The organism is Flavobacterium sp. PL02 (assembly GCF_035013205.1).
GTDB lineage: Bacteria > Bacteroidota > Bacteroidia > Flavobacteriales > Flavobacteriaceae > Flavobacterium.
This window is the reverse complement of the sequence record NZ_JAYGJP010000012.1, coordinates 102,200-120,694: the sequence shown is the minus strand read 5'-3', so window position 1 is coordinate 120,694 and position 18,495 is coordinate 102,200. Positions and strand designations below refer to the sequence as shown.

Genomic DNA, 18,495 nt, shown 5'->3' with positions numbered 1-18,495 from the left:
AGTGTCTTTTTTGGGAACGACTTCACACCATTTGGAGCATATTCCTGCATGTTCAGTACGTGGGTCATTCTTGTGTCTGTCTCCATTAAAATAATGGCAATCTTCGCATTGATTTTTCATAGGCTTTTTGTAAGAATTTGTTAAAGAATATTGTAATCACGGATTAACATTTTTGTTAAATGAGTCCCGACTATCATTAGTCGGGATTTGTGCGTTTACTGGGGTTAGTATAATTTGTAAGATATTCATCATAAATATAGTAGTTATTTTAGGTAAATTTCGATTTTGCCGTGTGTTCTGTATTTTAAGGTGAGTTTGTTTGTTTTTAAATTTTCAGCCTTTAAAAACGCTTTATTTGCGTTATTGGGACCGATGTACTTTTTTAACTGATTCATAGAAACCAAAAATCTTTTGTTGATGTATTTGCTTTTATCTACTGGAGTAAAAACAATTAGATAGTCTTTATTCATATTCCTAGATTTTTTAAGAAAATATTTGAGCGTTCATTTTGCTGTATTTCATTGCTTAAATTTTTATCTCTATTTAGTAAATCATCTATCAATTTATTTGCTTTTGTTTTAGTTCTTGATTTTGCAACAGGACAATCGATAGAATATTGAAAACCCAATAATTTTTCTTTATCAAATCCTAATGAGATTAAATTCTCAATATAGAATTGGACCATTATATCAGTAGGTGACTGCTCTTTTGTAACATTGCTTTTTTCTTTTTTCTCTATGTAACATTTTAAACCAGTTTGAGCGATTAACTTTAAATCTTTAGGCTTGGCTAGTAATAAATCGTAAAAAGTCTTAAAATCAGCCTTTAAACCTTGCTTAATTAGATATTCTTTATGCTTATGTGCTTTAATTGTAAATTCATAGCGAACCAAATTATCTATTACCGAAGCTTTCATAGGCTCTAAATATGCTTTGTAAAAAACAATTGATTTAGAAAGTAATTCGAATCCTTTATGATAAATTTTGCAATATGGCGCAGAATTAGAAGCCTTTTCACGTTTGTTGAAATCCATACCTAAATTGGCTGTATTTTTTAAAGCATTTGAATTATTAATATGATGTATCAGCGGAAGTTTTCCCGAATTGGGATTTTGAAGAATAAAAGAAAATGCAGTTTTTAGACTTTTTAAATCGATAAGTTGATTGATACATATATCGATATCAGAAACTAAACCTTGTAAAAAGTCTTGTCTTGAAACTTTTAAAACGCCAAATGAGTTAATATCGTCGACAATAAAATGATAATTTTGAGAGGTAATTCCTTCAAAGTATCTTTCTTTTAACATTTTTGCAGAAATTTGAAACACCACATATTCATGAGCCAGTTTATTTTTATCGATGAAAGCTTTGATATAAAAACGATATGTAATTCCGTTTACAATCTTCGTAAAAGGTTCAGCCTTACGGTAATCATCACCAAGTTTGGTTTGTTCGTTACCGTCATTGTCTAAGTGTTCGATTGATGGATAATAAGCAATGAAATCCGTAATTAATCTCTTATCCAGTATTTTAACTTTATCGAGTTTTACACGAATTTTTAACGAATCTATTAAGCCAGTGTTAAACATAGTTTAAATTTGTATTTAAATGCTTGATATTAAATCACTTACCTACAGTTTGACCTATAATTTATATTATGTAAAATAGAATGTTTTTAAACCCGAAAACGATCATATCAATCCCTATGTTTGGTATTGAATACTTTTATTGCTTATTTTAGCTAATCAATATACAGCAAAATAAATAGATTCAAAATTATTTATGCTTTCATTGTAAGGGTTTATTTTATTATTTTTACAAACGATACTTTCTAAAAATTTATCAATCTTATGAATACAATTGCTGAGCATATTGCAGATTTCTTGAAAGAATATCCGCCATTCGATAATTTAACTTTTCAAGAATTATCTGAGATTGCAACTAATATTCGTGTTATTAATTTAGAAAAACACGCAGTATTATTTCAAGTTAACGATGCCTTACACGATAGTTTTTATGTAGTTGCTTCTGGCGTTATTAATTTATCGGTAATTGCAGATGCCGAAGAAACTTTACTAAATAAATGCCATGATGGTGATATATTTGGGCTACGTCCATTTTTTGCCAAGAATAACTATATGATGACTGCAAAAGCCAGAGAAGAAAGTATTGTGTATGCAATACCAATCGCTGTCTTTAGGCCATTTGTTGCAAACAATCCAGATGTTTTAAATTTCTTGTTAGAGAGTTTTGCGACAAACACACGTCACACAAAAGACAATTCTGATGCTAAAGGAAATCATATTTCTGATAATATATTCTATTCAGATCAACAATCTGAAATACAATACATACAGTCATTAACGTATAATAATTCACCATTAACAGCTGTTGCAAGCGATATTGTAAAAGATGCAGCTTTGCGTATGACAGATGCTATGGTAGATAATATTGTTGTTTGCGAGAATCACAAACCAATTGGGATTGTAACCGATGCCGATTTATCTTCTAAAATTGCTACAGGTAGATTCTCAATTGAAGAAACTGTAGATAAAATCATGTCCTCGCCTGTTGTAACTGTAATAGAAAATGTTTCATTAGCAGAAGCTCAATTATTGATGCTAAAACATAATGTAAGTCATTTGTGTGTTACAAAAGACGGAACAAGTAAATCTGCGGTAAAAGGAGTTATCTCCGAGCATGATTTAATTGTTGCCCAAGCGAGTAATCCTGGTGTATTGATAAAAGAAATCAAACGTTCGCAATTACCAAAGGATTTAAAACAAATTAGAGATCGTTTGTCTGATTTAATTCAGAATTACATACAAAAGAATATTCCGCTTTCACATATAAGTAATATTGCAAACGAAATCAATCTAGCATTGATTAAACGCTCAGTTGAGCTTTCTATTTTAGAAATGGGCTCACCTCCTGCTCGATTTGCGTGGTTAAGTATTGGAAGTCAAGGAAGAAAAGAACAGCTTTTGTTAACTGATCAGGATAGTATTCTGATCTTTGAAGATGTAACTGCAGATAAATATCGTGATGTAAAAGATTACTTTTTACGTCTGGCTAAAAGAACTACAGGAACGTTAGAAAAAATTGGATATGACTATTGCCCTAACGGACATATGGCAAGTAATATGCTCTGGTGTAAGTCATTGACAGACTGGACAAAACAATACAACAGTTGGATGAATACTCCAGGTGAAAATAGCAACGATTTAAGTAGTATTTTCTTTGATTATGAGATTGTTTTTGGGGAACCAAAAATTGAAGAAGCAATAGAAAATGTGATATTCAAGAACGCAATCAATAATACATTATTCTTTGATTTCTTAGGAAATGATGCTTTGAGAAAAAACTCTCCTTTAAGTTTCTTTAAGAAATTTATAGTTGAAGAAGATGGACCACATAAATTTATGTTTGATATTAAAACTCGTGCATTAATGCCATTAATTGACGGAGCACGTTTATTGATATTAAGTTCGAATATAAAAGGAATCAAGAATACTTATTTAAGATTTAAGCAATTAGCAATTACAGATTCTAAGAATGCAGATATTTATCTTAGCTGTGCTGAAGCTTTTTTAACGTTATCAAAGTTTAGAACAATCGAAGGTTTTAAAAATGATGACTCTGGTCAATATATAAATCTAAGAGAATTATCTAAAAGCGATAAAGAAAAATTAAAAAATGCATTAGCTCCAATGAAAGAACTTGAAGAGCTTATTAAGAGTAAATTTCAACTGACCCAATTTTCATAATATGTTAGACTGGCTGAAAAATATCAACAAAGAATATCCTGATTTCTGGAAAGAATACCTTGCTAAATTTGAAACTAAATCAGAGCGTTTTGTTGTTTTATCTACCGAAACATCTGGCTTAAACCCATCAAAAGATGTAATCTTATCTATTGGTTCATTTGCAGTAATAAATAATAGCATTGTTATTCAGGATAGCTTTGAAGCCGTTTTGTTACAATATAAATTCTTTCATGATAACGGACTCACAAATGAGTTTATTATAGAAAGTAAAATGGAAAAATTAGCTGAACCTGATGCGCTTAGAGGATTAATAGAATATATTGGGAACGGTATTTTAGTTGGACATCATATTAATTTTGATGTTGAAATGATTAATGCTGCCTTAGAAAAATTAGATTGCGGAAGACTTAAGAATGAAGCTTTAGATGTTGATGTGATGTATCGCAAACTACACGATATCAACGATAGACAGTTTTCTCTAGATGAATTATGCGAAATTTATAAAATACCAAAAAGCGAAAGAAATTCATCTTCTGAAGATGCTTATAAAATTGCTTTATTGTTCTTGAAACTAAAATCAAGATTAGGAATAAAATAATACTTCTGAAATTTTAAAACTAACACGAATTCCACAAATTTTCACGAAACCCATTAGTGTGAATTTGTGGAATTTTTTTGTTTTTTTTTACCATTAAGAGATTAAACTTCACTTAGATTTGACTTAATTTTTCTTAACCTCTTAATGGTTCAAAACTTTATTTCATAATGCATTTATTTTTTTACTTAATCCTCACAGACTTAATAAAACGTCCGTGATGACTTACTGAAACTGGTATTCTAGATTTTGATGCAGCATCAATTATGTACGGAATCCCAACATCTTTAAATATTTTAGTTTCAGTATCTAAAACAGAGATTCTATTTAAATGATTCTTTCTAGAAACTGCTATAGTATCAATATAATCTTCTGTAATTGTTGTTTTTGTATAATACAATGTGTTATTTATAGTTACGGTACCAGAATTTGCACTTTCGTAAAAGCAAATTAGTTTGGTTGGAAAATAGCCACTTATTTTCGTTTCGCGATTGTATAATTTATAAGCAGCTTCCTTTCGGCTCCATAAATTCCAAACCATTATTTCGGGTTTTTCGGAATTCATAATAAGAAATTGCTCTTCTGGAGTGAAGATTTTATCCAAAAATCCTTTTCGTTTCCAGTTACTTTCTTGCCGAGCAGTTTCTAAATCAACAATGTCATTGCCAATCATTTTTCATCAAGTTTGGATTGAATAATACTTAAAGCAGCTTTAGCATTAACCATTTTTTCCATCGATTCATTATCGATTATAATATCAAATGCTTCTTCGACATCTAATACAATATCGACCAAATTGGCAGAGTTAATATTTAAATCGGTTATGAAATTTGTTTCTTCAGTAAAGTTTTCAAAAGCTTCATCATTTTTAGTATAAGGCTTTACAATCTTCTTTAATTCGGTAAGTAATTGGTCGTTGTTCATATTTAATTATTAGTTTTAAATTGAAAGTTGGTTATATTTTTTCAAAATCACGCAACCATTAACATCTCCAAAACCAAAACTTGCCTTAGCAATAATATTAAGATCTGAGTTAATTAATTGAGTTGGGATTCTTAACTTATCAATAATAGATGTGATTTCAGGATTTAAATCCTCGCAATTAGTATTTGGAGAAATAAAACCTTGATGTAGTTGTAAAACCGCTGCTACAAGTTCTATACTTCCTGCCGCTGACAAACAATGCCCGATAATTGATTTTAATGCATTTACATACGGAAAATCTTTTCCTTTTCGGTTTAATGCAATACTCCAATTCTCAATTTCTAAAGCGTCTTTAGAAGTTGCCGTTAAATGTCCGTTGATTAAATCAATTTCCGAAGCCGAAATTTTAGCGTTTTCTAATGCATTACTAATACATTTTTGCACAGCAACTGAGTTTGGCGCAGTCATACTCCCGCTACCACGTTGTCCGCCAGAATTTACATTTCCGCCTAAAACTTCCGCATAAATTCGGGCTCCCCTACTTAAAGCAGTTTCCAGATCTTCTAGTACCAAAGCTCCTGCACCGCTTCCGGGAACAAAACCTGAAGCACTTGCACTCATTGGTCTTGAACCATTTTCGGGAGAATCATTGTGTTTGAATGTACATACCTTCATTGCATCAAACCCGCCCCAAATATATGGCCCAGAATCGCTAGTACTCCCAGCCAGAATACGTTTTGCCTGACCTAGCTTTATACGTTCATACGCCATTAAAACACTTTCTGTACCTGTTGTGCATGCCGATGAGTTGGTTGTTACTTGATTACCAAGTCCAAGTTTACCACCTAAATAAGCACTTACACCACTATTCATTGTTTGCGCTACAACAGTGCTTCCTAATCTTCTGGTTTGGAAATCATCAATTTTATAAATGCTTTCTCTAAATTTTTCTATTCCTGATGTTCCCGAACCAAATATTGTTCCGCTATCCCAATCAGGTTCTTCATTTTCTTCAATTGATAATCCTGCATCTTTCCAAGCGTCTAATCCAGCAATTAGACCATATAAAATCCCTGAGGCATTAAAATTTCGTAATTCGAGCTCGGTAAAATACTCCGCAATTAATTCAGGAGATAATTCCGGTTTTCCTGAAATCTGACAAGAAAATTGTAATCGTTCTAATTCTGAATCATGTTTAATTCCTGATAAACCTTTTTTTAATGCATTTGTAAAGGCATCAAGCCCTACCCCATTTGGGGCAACAACTCCAAGACCTGTAATAACAACTCTATTTTGCATTTTACTTACTTTTAAGTTTATAATCTAATTGTTAGTAACACCGATGCCCGTAAAGGAACGCGGATGATACAGATTTACAAAAAGTAAAGACGCGGATAAAAACGGATTTTTTTAATAATGACGATCCCGACATTTCGGGACGAAAGGAAATGCGTTTTAATCTGTGTTTTTCGCTATAGCGAATCCGTATCATCAGCGTTCCATTTTAAGACAAAGCTTTCTACAGGCTAAACAATCATTCCTGCAATCGTCCCGGAACAAACTTCTGTTCCTTGTTCATTTTTCATGCTTACTTTGCATTTTAATTTTCCAAATCTGAAATATATTTTTTCTGAAATAACAGTAACTTTTTCTTTTGGATAAACAGGTTTTAAAAAATCAATTTCAACTGATGTTAAAGCAATTGAGGTAGTTTCTATAAACTCTTTGTTTAACAAAAATATTCCTAAACACACAAGCCCAATTTGCGCCATAACTTCCGTTAAGATTACACCCGGCGTAACGGGATTTGAGATAAAATGTCCTTTATAAAAATCTAAATTTTCATCAAAATAATAATTCCCCTCTACTCCATTTTCGGATATAGAAATAAGTTCATCTACAAACAGAAAGGGTTTAGTATAAGGCAACTTAGCTATTATATCCTGATTCGTCATTTCTGCTTTAATTTAAAATTGTAATAAAACGCGTTGCGCTGAGAACCCAGGTCCAAAACTTAACATTAAACCTTTAGTTCCTTTTTTAGGTTGACTATCTATAACTTGTTCTAAAACATACAAAACAGTTGCGCTAGACATATTTCCGTACAATCGCAACACTTCTTTTGTATCGTCAATGTTCTTACCTAGATCCGAGAATAATTCCTCTACGGTTTGTATGATTTTTTTCCCTCCCGGATGAAATATCAAATGGTCGATATTTTCTATTTTTAAATTGTTCTTGGCTAAAAAAGGATGAATAATATCTGGAAAATGGGAAGCTATAGTTTCTGGAACTTCAATATCTAGCACCATTTGCAATCCTGTGTTTACAAGTTTAAAACCCATCATGTGTATGTTATCATAAAAATGATACATTTCTTCATCCAGAATCTCTGGTCCGTTATCGTCTTTATGGGATGATAACAGAGTACAAGCCGCTCCATCTCCAAAAATTGCCGCTGAGACAATATTTGCCATCGAAAAATCATCTAACTGAAATGTTGCCGTAGGACTTTCTACTGCAATTACTGCAGCTCGTTTTCCAGGGTTAGCTTTTAAAAAGTTTTTAGCGTAAATAATTCCAGAAATTCCTGCCGCACAGCCCATTTCGGTAACTGGAAGACGCACGATATCTTGGCGTAGTTTGAGCTTGTTTATTAGATAAGCATCCAAGGACGGAATCATTATTCCGGTGCAACTTACAGTAATGATATAATCAAGACTTTCTGGTTTCCAATTTGCTTTATGTAGTGCTTTGTTTAATACTTTCTCTCCTAAATCAATAACTTCACGAACATAGATATCGTTTCGGTCTTCAAAGGAAGTATTGGTAAAAACTTCGATTGGATCCATAATAGAATAACGTTTATCTACTGCCGCTCCTTCAAAAATTTTCTTGACTTTTCGAATAAAACGATCATCCTGACCAATAAGCCATGAATCTAAAAAAGGAATAATTTCTTCTGTTGTCCTGGAATATTTTGGTAATTGCTTAACAACTGTGGTTATTTTTACACTCATATTTTTGAAATTATCCATTGGTATCGGAAAGCCCATTTCCACTGAATGGTATATTTTTTTAAGTTTAATTGTTTTGAAAAATCAACCAATTCACTTTTTTTAAATCCTCTTAAAATAGATGTTAATCCATCTTTCTTAGGCATTCCGTTTAATCGGGTAATAAAGCATAATGCTTGAAATAAACGATATGAAATTATGCTTCTTTGCAAATCATTAATAACAACGCCATACTTTGCATTAACATTAAAAATAGCTGCCAAATTAATAATTTCATCCGTTTTAAAATGATGTAAGGTTAATGTACATAAGGCAATATCATATTTTAATTGATTAAAAGCTTCACTAAACACATCTTCACAACGGAAGCTGATATTGGGGTAATGTTTGGATAATTTTCGAGCATAGCTTATTGTAAATGCATTAGCATCAATACCTCTTAGCTGAAAATCCCAATCGTGTTTTAATGCATAATCGGCTAATTTTCTTAACATATCACCATTTCCACATCCTATATCTATAATAGTTATAGCTTGGTTTTTATCAATTCCTTTTAATAATTTTTCGACTCCTTGTAAAGTTAATTGGTTCCCTCCTAGCAGTTGGTTTATTCTGGCGATTTTATCCAAAGCATTTTGCAAAATTTCACCTTCTAAATTGAAATCATCCATAATTTCAGGATCATCGGTTCTGTATTTGGTTTTTATTGCCATTAATAATTTAGAGTTATAGGTTTGCCATGTGTTCTTTTTATGATTTGAGGTAACAAAAAAGGAAATTGAATTAATAACCACATAACAAATGTAGATTTGGTTTTATTTTGCAAAAGAGAAGCTAGAAAACGCCCAGTTCTTAATCTCTTTTTGAAATTGTAATTCCATGATTTGGTATATTTTTCTTCAAGTTCTTTTCTTGATTTAATTGTATTAGTAAAAAAATCTGTAATTAATTCAGATGCAATTTTTGCACTATGTATTGCCATTGCCATCCCGTTTCCGCATAATGGCTGAATTAGTCCTGCGCTATCACCAACCATTAGTATGTGATTTTCTATTGCCGTTTTCTCTTCAAATGAAATCTGACTTATCGTTAATGGTTTTTCAAACAATGGGGTGCTATTTGTAAAAATCTGCTTTAAATGTGCGTTTTTATAGATAATATTAGCTTGGAAGTCATCGATATTTTTGAATTTTTTAAAAGTTTCAAAATTCACTAAATAGCACATGTTTATGATGTCATTCTCAACTTTTGAAACGCCACAATAACCTCCTTCAAAATTGTATAAACCAACAAGATCACTAGGAAAACTTCCTTCATAATGCCCTTTTACAGCGAGCCAAGGTGCTTTTTTCAGAATAAAATTGCGTTGTAATTTTTGATCAAAATTAGAACGTTTACCAAAAGCGCCTATAGCAATTTTAGCAATAAATATTCTAGCATCTGAAGTTGAAACTGTGAATACATCATTTTTAAAATCAATATCTTCGACAGTATCATGAATTATTTCGCATCCATTTTCGATTGCTTTTTGGTATAAATGATAATCTAATGCATACCGACTAATCCCGAATCCTCCTAATGGTAAGGTACAATGAATTAATTTGCCGTTGGGTGCAGAGAATTCTAGCTCTGTAATTGTTGTAGGGTTTAAATCTTGAATTTTCAAATCTAGCCAATTCAGATAGGGCATGATTTCATTAGAAACGTATTCGCCACAAACTTTATGTTTTGGGAATTCATTTTTTTCAATTAAAATCACTTGTAGTTTCATTTTAGATAAATGAATCCCGCAAGTAAGTCCTGCTAGTCCGCCACCAATAATCACTACATCAGCATTTTTTTTCATATGTAGATACTATTCGTTTTTAACAGTTATGAGTTCGTTAATCTAATTTTTACAAGGTGTTTTAGATTTTAACGAATTAATGCTATTGCTAATTTAACTAATTTATTGATAATAACCCATTTTAAAACAAAAAAAGCTGCCTCGATTTGAGACAGCTTAGAAATTTATTTTTTTGAAAAAGATATTAGATTTTTTCTTTCATAATCTCTTCTACAATTTCTGGATTCAATAAAGTCGAGATATCTCCAAAGTTAGAGTAATCTCCTTCGGCTATCTTACGTAAAATTCTACGCATGATTTTTCCTGAACGTGTTTTTGGTAAACCAGATACAAACTGAATTTTATCTAACTTAGCAATTGGCCCAATGTGATCTGAAATGTATTGGTTAATCTCTTTACTTAAATTGGCTCTGTCTCTGTATTCTCCTGTTTCTTTTAAGATTACGAAACCGTATAAAGCATTTCCTTTTATATCATGTGGGAATCCAACAATTGCAGATTCTGCTACTGCAGGATGCTCATTAATAGCATCTTCTATTGGAGCCGTTCCTAGGTTGTGTCCAGAAACAATTACAACATCATCTACTCTACCTGTGATTCTGTAATATCCTACTTCGTCTCTTAATGCACCATCTCCTGTAAAGTATTTACCTGGAAACGCAGAGAAATAAGTGTCTTTATAACGTTGGTGATCTCCCCAGATAGTTCTGGCGATTCCTGGCCATGGAAACTTAATACATAAACTTCCTACTACTTGGTTTCCTTCTATTTCATTACGTTTTTCGTCCATTAAAACGGGTTGAATTCCAGGAAGTGGTAATGTTGCATATGTAGGTTTTGTAGGCGTTACAAAAGCAATTGGCGAAATCATGATTCCTCCAGTTTCTGTTTGCCACCAAGTATCTACAACTGGACATCTTTTATCTCCTACGTGGTCATTGTACCAGTGCCAAGCTTCTTCGTTGATAGGCTCTCCTACTGATCCAATTACTTTAAGTGATTTTAAAGGGTATTTTTGAACATAATCTAAGCTTTCTTTTGCCAAAGAACGAATTGCTGTTGGCGCAGTGTAAAACTGAGTTACTTTATGTTTTTCTATAATTTCCCAAAAACGACTGAAATCTGGGTATGACGGAACTCCTTCAAAAATTACAGTTGTTCCTCCATTTAATAATGGGCCGTATAATATATATGAGTGACCTGTGATCCAACCAATATCGGCTGTACACCAGAAAATATCATTTTCTTCGTGAGCGAAAACATTTTTGAATGTATAAGCTGTGTAAACCATATATCCGGCTGTGGTATGAACCATTCCTTTTGGTTTTCCTGTAGAACCAGATGTATATAAGATAAATAACGGATCTTCTGCATCCATAATTTCCGCAACATTATAGTCTAATGCTGCATCTAAAAGCGGTTGCAACCATTGGTCACGCCCTTCTTTCATTTTTACTTCAGTTTTTGTTCTTTTTGCAACCAATACTTTGGTTACGCATGGACAAGTTTCTAACGCTTCATCAACAATTGCTTTTAAATCAATCGTTTTGTTACCTCTATAACCTCCATCAGAAGTGATAACCATTTTACATTCGCTATCATTTATCCTAGCAGTTACTGCCGATGCCGAAAATCCTGCAAATACAACTGAATGTATTGCTCCAATTCTGGCACATGCCAAAACTGAAACTGCCAATTCTGGAATCATTGGTAAATAAATACAAACTCTGTCTCCTTTTTTTATTCCTTGTTCCCGAAGAACATTTGCCATTTTCGAAACTCTCTCGTATAACTCATTATAAGTAATATGTAATGAACTTTCTGATGGATCGTTTGGTTCGAATATTATTGCTGTTTTTTCTCCTCTTTTACTTAAATGTCTGTCAATACAGTTTTTAGTAATATTTACTTTTGCTTCAGAAAACCACTTTACTTCTGCATCTGCCATATTAAAATCAACAACTTTTTCCCATTGTTGATACCATGTGAAATTTTCCTCTGCTATTTTTCCCCAAAATTTTCTTGGTTCACGAACAGATTTATTGTAGTGTTTAAAATATTGTTCTAAATTTTCAATTTTGTAATAACTCATGTTTCCAATTTTTTTATAAAAGTATTAAATCTCTTTCTATTCTTAAAACTATTTAATTTATTAATTATGACAAAAAATTGCATTATGTATTTAAAATTTAGCAATTTATTTGCATTCATTTAAAAATTTGCGATTATAGGTAAATTTACTTTGCATGAAAAAAGGCATGATAAACAATATCATGCCTTTAGTCTTAACAAGATCAACAACAATTAATTTTAATGCCAGAAAATTGCGATTTAGATAAATTCGAATCAATTGTTTTCACTAATTTATTAATGTGTAAATAAGGCATTAATTTCATTTTTCTGCATCTTACAATATCTTCTCGATTTTGAAAATAGCAGCAACATTATTAATTAATAGAATACTAAAAGACAGGGGTTAAAATGTCTTCTATTAGGTATTACTCCACTTAACTATCGCCTCGTTTGTAGTTAAGTGAAAGTAATATGCATCTATATCCATATTATCTTAATAAGTGCTTACTAATTCAAAATATTATATAAAAACAGAGATACAGCGCAAACTCCAACATTTGTTGAAGTCCTAATTTAATTATCCAATTTTTTTCATTGCAGTCATCGATTCTCTCAACCACGCTCCTACTTCTTCGATAGGGTGTAGACGAATAGTTTTATTAACTGCGATAAGTACTGCATTGTCAACTCCATTTGAAGATGAGAATGGTTTTCCGATTACATTTGTATCAACTGTTTTCATGAAATCAGTTAATAACGGTTTGCAAGCGTGATCAAATAAATAACAACCATACTCGGCAGTATCCGATATAATTCTATTCATTTCGTATAATTTCTTTCTTGCAACAGTATTTGCAATTAGAGGTAATTCGTGTAATGATTCGTAATAAGCAGATTCTTCGATAATACCCGCTTCTGTCATAGTTTCAAAAGCTAATTCTACACCAGCTTTTACCATTGCAATCATTAATACTCCATTATCAAAGTATTCTTGCTCAGAAATTGCAGCTTCAGTTGGAGCCGTTTTTTCAAAGTTAGTTTCTCCTGTTGCAGCTCTCCAAGTCAATAAATTAACATCGTCATTAGCCCAGTCAATCATCATATTTCTAGAGAATTCTCCAGACATGATATCGTCTTGGTGTTTTTGGAATAACGGACGCATAATATCTTTTAATTCATCTGCAATTTCGTAAGCTTCAATTTTTGCAGGATTAGAAAGACGATCCATCATATTAGTGATTCCACCATGTTTCAAGGCTTCTGTAATAGTTTCCCATCCGTATTGGATTAATTTTGAAGCATAACCTGGCTCGATTCCTTTTTCGACCATTTTGTCAAAACATAAGATAGATCCAGTTTGTAACATTCCGCAAAGAATAGTTTGCTCTCCCATTAAATCCGATTTTACTTCGGCAACAAATGAAGATTTTAAAACTCCTGCTTTGTGTCCACCAGTTGCTACAGCATAAGCTTTGGCTTGATCTAAACCTAAATTATTTGGGTCATTTTCTGGGTGAACAGCAATTAATGTTGGTACACCAAATCCTCTTTTGTATTCTTCACGAACCTCAGAACCTGGACATTTAGGAGCACACATAATTACAGTAATGTCTTTACGAATTTGCATTCCTTCTTCTACAATATTAAAACCGTGAGAATATGCTAGTGTAGAACCATTTTTCATTAATGGCATAATCGCTGTAACTACAGCTGTATGTTGTTTGTCTGGAGTAAGGTTACATACTAAATCTGCTGTTGGGATTAATTCTTCATAAGTACCTACTTTAAAACCATTTTCGGCAGCGTTTTTATAAGAAGCTCTTTTTTCTGCAATTGCATCTGGACGTAAAGCGTAAGAAATATCAAGTCCTGAATCTCTCATGTTTAAACCTTGGTTTAAACCTTGAGCTCCACAACCTACGATAACTACTTTTTTTCCTTTTAAAGCAGCAATCCCATCAGCGAATTCTGATTGTTCCATAAATTCGCAAACGCCTAATTGTTCTAATTGTAATCTTAGTGGTAATGTGTTGAAATAATTTGCCATTTTTTTTAAAAAATATTTAATGAATGTGTAATTTAATAATTGTATAAGTTAGTTGGTATTACAGACTAAAACTGACTACAGTTTTAGTTCTTCTAGTAATGTTGATACTTCCATTTTTTCTTTAGAAACCGAAATTCTTCCTGAACGTACAAACTGCATGATTCCGTATGGTTTCAGTTTTGCATGTACTTCTTCAATCTCTGAACGTCTTCCTGATTTTGAAATCACAAAAAAGTCACGAGAAACAGTTACGATGGTAGATTGGCTTTCTTTGATGATATTCTGAATTTGTTTTTCATCAAATAACAAATTTGAATGTATCTTAAACAATGCATTTTCTAAATAAATTGTCTCTTCGTCTGTGTGATAAAAAGCTTTTATTACCTCGATTTGTTTTTCGATTTGTCCAACAATATTCTTAACCCATTTTTCTGTTGTTTCTACAACGATAATAAATCTTGAAACATTGTCTATTTCTGATTCTGAAACGTTTAGACTTAATATATTAATGTGACGCTTTAAGAATATTCCTGATATTCTATTTAATAAACCCACATTGTTTTCTGAGTATACCGAAATGGTAAATGTTCTATTTTCCATAGTTATTTGTTTAAAGTTTTCTTGTTTAAAGTTCCAAGTTGCTCAACTTTAAACCTTAAACCTTAAACTTTTTTATTTAGCTTAATCTGATATCAGAAACACATGCTCCTGTTGGAATCATTGGGAATACATTATTTTCTTTTTCAACCATAACTTCTAAGAAATAAGCATCTTCTGAAGCCATCATTTCGGCAACAGCTGCATCTAAATCTTCTCGTTTTGTTACTTTTTTTGCTTTGATATAATATCCTTCGGCAATAGCAACAAAATTTGGATTAATCATTTCTGTAGAAGCGTATCTGTTGTCAAAAAATAATTCTTGCCATTGACGTACCATTCCTAAGAATTCATTATTAAGTACTACGATTTTTACTGGTACTCTTGTTTGGAAAATAGTTCCTAATTCCTGAATGGTCATCTGGAATCCTCCATCTCCAATAATTGCTACAACTTCGCGATCTGGTCTTCCCATTTTAGCTCCAATTGCAGCTGGTAAAGCAAATCCCATTGTGCCTAAACCTCCAGAAGTAACATTACTTTTGGTTGTATTAAATTTAGCATAACGACAAGCAAACATTTGGTGCTGACCAACATCTGAAACAATTATCGCATCACCTTTGGAGTGTTTGTTAATCATTTCCATAGCTTCACCCATTGAAATACCTTTATTATTTGTTGGGTTTAATTCTTCTTTTATAACCGAATCAAACTCTATTTGATACTTTTCTTTAAATATATTATGCCAAGCTTCGTGTTTGTTATTTTCGATTAACGGAAGTAATGCATCTAATGCTTCTCTTACATCTCCTAAAACAGCAACTTCTGTCTTAACGTTTTTATCAATTTCAGCTGGATCGATATCAAAATGAATCACTTTGGCTTGTTTAGCATAAGTTGCTAAATTTCCTGTAACACGATCATCAAAACGCATTCCTAATGCAATTAGAACATCACATTCGTTAGTAAGTAAGTTTGGTCCGTAATTACCGTGCATTCCTAACATTCCTACGTTTAACGGATGGTCTGTTGGTAAAGCTGAAAGTCCTAATATTGTCCAACCAGCTGGAATCCCAGATTTCTCAATCAAAGCTTTTAATTGCTCTTCGGCTTGACCGAGAATAATTCCCTGACCAAAAACAATAAAAGGCTTTTTAGCTTTATTGATTAATTCGGCTGCTTCCGCAACTTTATCAAGTTTTAATTTAGGAACTGGAGTATAACTTCTTATTCCTGTACATTTTTTATAGCTAAATTCAAATTCATCAAATTGTGCATTTTTAGTTATATCGATTAAAACCGGACCTGGACGACCTGATCTTGCGATATAAAATGCTCTTGCGATAATCTCAGGAATTTCTGAAGCTTCGGTAACTTGGTAATTCCATTTAGTTACAGGAGTCGAAATTCCGATGATATCAGTTTCCTGAAATGCATCCGAACCTAGTAAATGTTTCCCAACTTGTCCTGTAATACAAACCATTGGAGTCGAATCGATTTGTGCATCGGCAATTCCTGTAACCAAGTTTGTTGCTCCGGGACCAGATGTAGCAATTGCAACACCTACTTTTCCTGTTGCTCTTGCATATCCCTGAGCTGCATGCGTTGCACCTTGCTCGTGGCGTACAAGAACGTGGTGTAATTGGTCTTTAAATTTGTATAACTCGTCGTAAACAGGCATTATAGCTCCACCCGGATATCCATAAACCAAGTCTACTCCTTCTTCTAACAAACATCTTATCACGGCTTCAGCGCCTGATATTTTTATCTTTTCCATATCGGTATCTTTTTCTTCACTCCTACCTTCAAATAAAGTAGAGATTAGATCTATATTTTCTTCTTTCAATAATTCCTTCATTTTTTTGAATTTTGAAATTAAACTTTTGAAATTGTAATTGAATACTATTTATCAGTAACGCAACCTGTAGAGGCGCTGGAAACTGATCTTGCGTATTTAAGCAAAACTCCCTTTGAGGCTTTTAAAGCTGGTTGAATCCAATTGGCTTTTCTTTCATCAAATTCTGCGTCAGATATTTTCAGGTTAATGGTATTTTTAATTGCATCGATAGTAATTAAATCACCATCTTGTACTAAGGCTATACCACCACCATCATAAGCTTCTGGTGTTATGTGTCCTACCACAAATCCATGTGAACCTCCAGAGAATCTACCATCTGTAATAAGAGCAACGCTGCTTCCTAAACCAGCTCCTATAATAGCCGATGTTGGTTTTAGCATTTCTGGCATCCCCGGACCACCTTTTGGTCCACAATACCTGATGACGACTACATCTCCTGGTTTTACTTTTCCGGCCTGAATACCTGGAATTACATCAAATTCGCTTTCAAAAACGACTGCTGTTCCTTCAAAATATTCTCCTTCTTTTCCGCTTATTTTGGCAACCGCTCCTTCTGTAGCCAGGTTTCCGTATAATATCTGGATATTTCCAGTTGGTTTTAATGCTTTTTGGATTTCAAAAATCACTTCTTGTCCATCATTTAAATCTGGAACTGAAGCTAAATTTTCGGCTACAGTTTTTCCTGTTACTGTTAAACAATCTCCGTGAATAAATCCTTCTTTTAATAAATATTTCATTACCGCTGGAACTCCTCCTACATCATGTAAATCTTCCATCATGTATTTACCACTTGGTTTTAAATCAGCAAGTACTGGTGTTTTATCACTGATTCTTTGGAAATCTGCTAATGTAATTTCTACATCTACAGAATGTGCCATTGCAATTAAGTGCATAACTGCATTTGTAGAACCTCCTAAAACTGCTACTAGTGTAATTGCATTTTCAAAAGCCTTACGAGTCATAATATCTCTTGGCTTAATATCTTTTTCTAATAATACTCTGATTGCTTTTCCTGCTTCAATGCATTCTTGTCTTTTTTCTGGGCTCAAAGCTGGATATGATGAGCTAAATGGCAAACTCATACCTAATGCTTCGATTGCCGATGACATCGTATTTGCAGTGTACATTCCGCCACAAGCACCTGCTCCTGGGCATGCATTTTGAATTACTCCTTTAAAATCTTCATCAGAAATAGTATTTTGGAATTTTTTCCCTAAAGCTTCAAAAGCAGAAACAATATTTAAAGATTCTCCTTTCCATTTTCCTGAATGAATTGATCCTCCATAAACCATAAGTGCAGGGCGATTTACTCTTCCCATTGCAATTAGAGCTCCTGGCATATTTTTATCACAACCTGGAATAGCAATTAAACTATCGTACCATTGTGCTCCCATAACTGTCTCGATAGAGTCAGCAATAACATCACGAGAAACTAATGAAAAACGCATTCCGTCAGTACCGTTTGAGATTCCATCACTTACCCCAACTGTGTTGAAAATTAATCCAACTAAATCTGCATTTGAAACTCCTTTTTTGACATCTTTTGCTAAATCGTTCAGGTGCATGTTACAAGTGTTACCTTCATATCCCATGCTTACAATTCCAACTTGTGCTTTTTTCAAATCTTCTTCAGTTAGACCAATTCCGTACAACATTGCTTGTGCTGCTGGTTGTGTTTGGTCTTGAGTAATGACTTTGCTGTACTTATTTAATTCCATTATGTGTTATTTGTATTTTAATTTTTATTCAAAAAAAAACCTTCCAGTATTTGG

Annotated in this window: 16 protein-coding genes; 2 read left to right on the top strand and 14 right to left on the bottom strand. The window is 32.8% G+C overall.

Annotation, left to right across the window (positions count from 1 at the left end; translation table 11 throughout):
* Positions 1–263: 263 nt before the first annotated feature.
* Both SHI72_RS22470 and SHI72_RS22465 read right to left on the bottom strand, forming a co-directional pair.
* The gene (locus tag SHI72_RS22470) at positions 264–470 is read right to left on the bottom strand and encodes a hypothetical protein (RefSeq protein WP_323491459.1); all 207 of its coding nucleotides are present in this window, start codon (positions 468–470) and stop codon (positions 264–266) included.
* Positions 467–1,588 carry a hypothetical protein gene (locus SHI72_RS22465; protein WP_323491458.1) on the bottom strand — a complete coding sequence of 374 codons (1,122 nt, stop codon included), beginning with the start codon at positions 1,586–1,588 and terminating at the stop codon, positions 467–469. Before SHI72_RS22465 ends, SHI72_RS22470 begins: the two co-directional genes overlap by 4 nt.
* 261 nt (positions 1,589–1,849) lie before the next feature.
* On the opposite strand from SHI72_RS22465, the gene SHI72_RS22460 reads away from it, so the two are divergent.
* Both SHI72_RS22460 and SHI72_RS22455 read left to right on the top strand, forming a co-directional pair.
* The gene (locus SHI72_RS22460; protein WP_039112038.1) at positions 1,850–3,766 is read left to right on the top strand and encodes a DUF294 nucleotidyltransferase-like domain-containing protein; all 1,917 of its coding nucleotides are present in this window, start codon (positions 1,850–1,852) and stop codon (positions 3,764–3,766) included.
* Between the two features lies 1 nt (position 3,767).
* A complete protein-coding gene (locus SHI72_RS22455; RefSeq protein ID WP_323491457.1) occupies positions 3,768–4,364 on the top strand; it encodes a 3'-5' exonuclease in 597 nt (198 codons plus the stop codon).
* 181 nt (positions 4,365–4,545) lie between these two features.
* Here the strand turns inward: SHI72_RS22455 and SHI72_RS22450 are convergent, their stop codons facing one another.
* The 12 genes from SHI72_RS22450 to ilvD form a co-directional block, all read right to left on the bottom strand.
* Positions 4,546–5,034, bottom strand: coding sequence for a 4'-phosphopantetheinyl transferase superfamily protein (locus tag SHI72_RS22450; protein WP_323491456.1), 489 nt, complete (start codon positions 5,032–5,034; stop codon positions 4,546–4,548).
* Positions 5,031–5,285: an acyl carrier protein gene (locus tag SHI72_RS22445; protein ID WP_039119151.1), complete on the bottom strand. Its 255-nt coding sequence runs from the start codon at positions 5,283–5,285 to the stop codon at positions 5,031–5,033. Before SHI72_RS22445 ends, SHI72_RS22450 begins: the two co-directional genes overlap by 4 nt.
* Before the next feature lie 15 nt (positions 5,286–5,300).
* Complete coding sequence (locus SHI72_RS22440) at positions 5,301–6,584, bottom strand: beta-ketoacyl-[acyl-carrier-protein] synthase family protein (RefSeq protein ID WP_323491455.1); 1,284 nt, start codon at positions 6,582–6,584, stop codon at positions 5,301–5,303.
* A 227-nt stretch (positions 6,585–6,811) separates the two neighbouring features.
* Positions 6,812–7,240 carry a 3-hydroxyacyl-ACP dehydratase FabZ family protein gene (locus SHI72_RS22435; protein WP_039119154.1) on the bottom strand — a complete coding sequence of 143 codons (429 nt, stop codon included), beginning with the start codon at positions 7,238–7,240 and terminating at the stop codon, positions 6,812–6,814.
* Between the two features lie 12 nt (positions 7,241–7,252).
* Positions 7,253–8,305, bottom strand: coding sequence for a type III polyketide synthase (locus SHI72_RS22430; RefSeq protein WP_323491454.1), 1,053 nt, complete (start codon positions 8,303–8,305; stop codon positions 7,253–7,255).
* Positions 8,302–9,015, bottom strand: coding sequence for a methyltransferase domain-containing protein (locus SHI72_RS22425; RefSeq protein WP_323491453.1), 714 nt, complete (start codon positions 9,013–9,015; stop codon positions 8,302–8,304). The genes SHI72_RS22430 and SHI72_RS22425 overlap by 4 nt, the downstream gene beginning before the upstream one ends.
* Positions 9,015–10,148: an NAD(P)/FAD-dependent oxidoreductase gene (locus tag SHI72_RS22420; RefSeq protein WP_323491452.1), complete on the bottom strand. Its 1,134-nt coding sequence runs from the start codon at positions 10,146–10,148 to the stop codon at positions 9,015–9,017. Before SHI72_RS22420 ends, SHI72_RS22425 begins: the two co-directional genes overlap by 1 nt.
* Positions 10,149–10,332: 184 nt before the next feature.
* On the bottom strand, positions 10,333–12,240 hold the full coding sequence (gene acs, locus SHI72_RS22415; RefSeq protein WP_039112031.1) for an acetate--CoA ligase: 1,908 nt from the start codon (positions 12,238–12,240) through the stop codon (positions 10,333–10,335).
* Positions 12,241–12,798: 558 nt separating this feature from the next.
* The gene (ilvC, locus tag SHI72_RS22410; protein WP_039112030.1) at positions 12,799–14,268 is read right to left on the bottom strand and encodes a ketol-acid reductoisomerase; all 1,470 of its coding nucleotides are present in this window, start codon (positions 14,266–14,268) and stop codon (positions 12,799–12,801) included.
* A 75-nt stretch (positions 14,269–14,343) separates the two neighbouring features.
* The gene (ilvN, locus tag SHI72_RS22405) at positions 14,344–14,868 is read right to left on the bottom strand and encodes an acetolactate synthase small subunit (RefSeq protein ID WP_039119158.1); all 525 of its coding nucleotides are present in this window, start codon (positions 14,866–14,868) and stop codon (positions 14,344–14,346) included.
* Between the two features lie 76 nt (positions 14,869–14,944).
* On the bottom strand, positions 14,945–16,642 hold the full coding sequence (gene ilvB / locus SHI72_RS22400; protein WP_039112157.1) for a biosynthetic-type acetolactate synthase large subunit: 1,698 nt from the start codon (positions 16,640–16,642) through the stop codon (positions 14,945–14,947).
* Positions 16,643–16,767: 125 nt separating this feature from the next.
* Positions 16,768–18,441 carry a dihydroxy-acid dehydratase gene (gene ilvD / locus SHI72_RS22395; RefSeq protein ID WP_039119159.1) on the bottom strand — a complete coding sequence of 558 codons (1,674 nt, stop codon included), beginning with the start codon at positions 18,439–18,441 and terminating at the stop codon, positions 16,768–16,770.
* Between the last annotated feature and the right edge of the window lie 54 nt (positions 18,442–18,495).